This window comes from Cellulomonas algicola (assembly GCF_003851725.1).
Classification (GTDB): Bacteria; Actinomycetota; Actinomycetes; order Actinomycetales; family Cellulomonadaceae; genus Cellulomonas; species Cellulomonas algicola.
Genome location: NZ_BHYL01000415.1, coordinates 1 through 3680, shown reverse-complemented (window position 1 = coordinate 3680; position 3680 = coordinate 1). Strand labels below are relative to the sequence as shown.

1 protein-coding gene is annotated in these 3680 nt (G+C 71.1%); it reads right to left on the bottom strand.

Annotated elements, in window-relative coordinates:
• Nucleotides 1–107 precede the first annotated feature (107 nt).
• Nucleotides 108–3380: a glycoside hydrolase family 48 protein gene (locus tag CTKZ_RS20200; protein WP_124344585.1), complete on the bottom strand. Its 3273-nt coding sequence runs from the start codon at nt 3378–3380 to the stop codon at nt 108–110.
• Nucleotides 3381–3680: the final 300 nt, after the last annotated feature.

The following is a 3680-nucleotide window of genomic DNA, read 5'->3' as shown; positions in this document are numbered from 1 at the left end:
GCCGACGTCAGGGCCGGCCAGCACGCGTCCGCCCCGAGCGGCGCGCGGACGCGGCCGAGGCCGGCCCGGGACGTGCCCGGACCGGCCTCGGTGTCGTGCGGGTGGCGTCAGCTGCAGGCCGCGCCGTTGAGCGTGAACGCCGTCGGGTTGGTGTTCGTGCCCGAGTGCGAGCCGTTGAAGCCGATGTCGACGCTCTGGCCGGGGGCCAGGGTGCCGTTCCACGCGGCGTTCGTCGCGGTCACCGTCGACCCGGACTGCGTCCAGTTCGCGCTCCAGCCCTGCTGCACCTTCTGACCGTTGGTGAACGTGAAGCCGAGGCTCCAGCTGCTCAGGGCGGTCGTGCCGGTGTTGGTGACCTTCACCGAGGCGGTGAAGCCGTTGTTCCAGCTGCTGGCGTTGTACGTGACCTTGCACGAGCCGGTCTGCTGGCCCGACTTCGTCGTGACCGACAGGGCGCTCGACGCGGCGGACACGTTGCCCGCGACGTCCCGTGCCCGGACGGTGTACTGGTACGCCGTCGCGGCGGTGAGGCCGCTGTCGGTGTACGTGGCGGAGGTCGGCGAGCCGACCTTCGTCGTGCCGCGGTAGACGTCGTAGCCCGCGAGGCCCGAGCCACCGGTGTCGGTGGACGCGTTCCACGTGAGGGTCACGCTCGTCTCGCCGACCGTCGTGGCGGTGAGGCCCGTCGGGACGCTCGGTGCGGTCGTGTCCGGCGTGGTGTCGGACTTCGTGGTGACCGTGACGGCCGTCGAGGCGGCGGACACGTTGCCGGCGACGTCACGCGCCCGGACCGAGTACTGGTACGCGGTCGCGGCGGTGAGGCCGGTGTCGGTGAACGTCGTGCCCGTCGTCTGGCCGACGCGGCTCGTGCCGCGGTACACGTCGTACCCGGCGAGGCCCGAGCCGCCCGTGTTGTCCGTGGACGCGGACCACACGACCGTCACGCTGTTCGTCGTGCTCGCGCTCGACAGGATCGACGGCACGCTCGGCGCCGTCGTGTCGGACGGCGTCGCCTTCGTGGTGACCGCGAGCGCCGAGGACGCCGCGGACACGTTGCCGGCCGCGTCGACCGCCCGGACGGTGTACGAGTACGCCGTCGAGGGGGTCAGGCCGGTCTCGGTGAAGGAGGTCGTCGTCGACGAGCCGACCTTCGTGCTGCCGCGGTACACGTCGTACGACGCCACGCGGGTGTCGTCCGTCGAGGCCGTCCAGGAGATCGTCGCCTCGGTCGAGGTGACGAGACCCGCCTGCAGGCCCGTCGGGACCGACGGCGGCGTGGTGTCCGGCGTGGTGGTGCCGTCGTCGAAGAGCCGCGCGTAGTCCGCGAGCGCGCCGGCGATGGCCGTCTGGGCCCAGAACCGGTGGTACGTGAACTTCGGGTCGGCGCCGCCGTCGAGCGCGGCCTGGACCTTGGACCACTGCGGGTCCTTCTTGTAGAAGCTGCGGATGTCCAGGAAGGACACGCCGGGCTTGATGACGTCGCCGTTGGGCATCGTGCCGGTCCAGCCGGACGGGATGTAGATGCCGTCACCGTTGGCGACGTAGGTGTCGTCGAACCGCTTGTAGTCGCCGCGGGTCTCGACCGTGGCCACGCCCAGCGGGTCCTGGTTGTTGGTCCAGATGGCGTCGAGGAGCGCCTTGGCCTTGTCGCGCGACGCGGTGTCGCCCGACTTGGCGGCGTAGAACAGCAGCGCGCGGGCGGTGTCGCCGGCGACGCCGACGTCCTGGCCGTAGGACGTGACCTCGACGGTCAGGCCCGGGTTGCCGGTCGGCGACGCGGCGTTCCAGGTGTCGGGCTTGCCGGTCCACTTGAGCTCGCTCGGGACCTTCCAGTTGGCGCCGTCGGTCGAGATGTTCGCGACGACCCACGGGACCCACTTGTCGAGGATCTTCTTCGCCTGGGCGTTGCCCGACGCGTAGTAGAGCTCGGCGACGCGCTGCACGCCCCACGCCTGCATGCCGAACCAGCGGTTCGACGGCGGGTCGACGTAGACCGGGGCCTCGGTGTAGCCCATGCCGTAGAACGTCGGCGTGCCGGCCGGCGGGGTGGCGTAGGCGCCGTCCCAGCTGTTCGTCGCGCCACCGGCGATGCCGCCGTTGGAGGCCTGCAGCCACGTGTAGAACTCGAGCTGGCGCTGCATCGAGGCCGCCCAGTCCGCCTTGGCGGTCGGCGACTTCGGGGTCAGCTTGGCGTCGGTCGACAGCGCCCACGCGGCGAGCGGGTTCTGGTAGCCGAAGTGCGCGTGCGACGAGCCGATGCGCCACGCCCAGCCGGCGTTGGAGTCGGTCGCGCCGCCCCACGCCATGTACCAGGAGAGCAGGTAGTGCGCGGCCTCACGGCCCTGGCCGGCGGCGCAGGAGGGCGAGGTGCACCCGATCTTCTTGAAGTACTTGTCGAAGAGCGTGTACCGCAGGTAGTCGCCCATCTTGGCGGCCTTGGCCACGGTCGCGGCGACGTCGGCGGCCTTGCCCTGCTCGGTCGCCCACTGGTTGGCCCAGTAGACGGCCTCGACGGCGCGGGCGTCGGCGTCGGACGCCGAGGTGTACTTCCACTGCTTCGCGTACGACGCGTCCTTGGTGAACAGGTCGAGGAACCCGTTCTTGCCGCCGTACTTGAACTCCTCGCACGACGGCTGCGGGACGGTCTCCCAGACCGACTCCTGCGGGCCGCGCTGGAAGGTGTTGATGAACGACGTGCCGGTCGCGGTCGGGCCGAGCGTGCACCCAGCGCCCGGCGTGGCGCCGAAGCCGTAGATGTTGTCGACGTCGGCCAGCCAGTGCATCTGGTAGACGTCCGCGTTGCCGTAGGTCGACTTGAGCTCGGCGCCGATCGGGTCGGTGCCGCCGCTGATGCCGCTGTTGAGCTGCGACGGGTAGGAGCTCGGGTGGTTGAACTCGGGCGCGTAGGTGGCCGGCGAGTTGGGGTTGTAGAAGGAGTTCGTGGGCTGATCCACCGACTGGGGGATCATGTACTTCTCCATCGTGTCCCAGGCGTGGTTGAGCGGTGCCCAGTCCTGGGTGACCTGGCCGTAGAGGGCCTCGAGCCACAGCCAGTACGAGTACGCCTCGGAGGTCGTCTCGTGGCCGTAGTCGGGCGCCTCGACCATGAGGGTCTCGACGGCGTGGTACGGGATGCCCTGGGCGCTGAAGTACCCGTTGGCCGGGTCCTTGATCTTGTCGTACTGCGCGAGGAACCGGTTCGCGTACTCGCCGTCGACGGCGGCGCGGACCGGCGAGGCCGCGGGGACGGTGACCGTGGCGGGCAAGCCCGCTCCGGTCGCGGCGAGCGCGGGGGTGATCCCCGCGGTCGCCAGGAACGACGACACACCTACGGTGGCTACAGCCACCCAGGCGGTTCGCCGGCGGGTCGTTGACGACATCGTCCGTACCTTTCTGGTGTGCGGGCCCGCCCGCGCGACGTCGCGCCGGCGTGCCCACCGGGTCCCGTGCGGGCACGCGCGGGACGGTGGCGGAGGTGCACTCCTGCCCGGCCTGGCCCCGGGCCGGCGCTCGCGTCGATGCGAGGGCGGCTCGGGGTGCACGTCGGGCAGGTCGGGCCAACCATCCGCAACCGCACAGGGACCGTCCAGACTCCTAAACCTTTCGGGTGGGAGCGCGACCACGGTCCGTCGGTGCGTCGTCGCATTCCCACGCCGCTCCCACGACGACGGCCCCCCGGG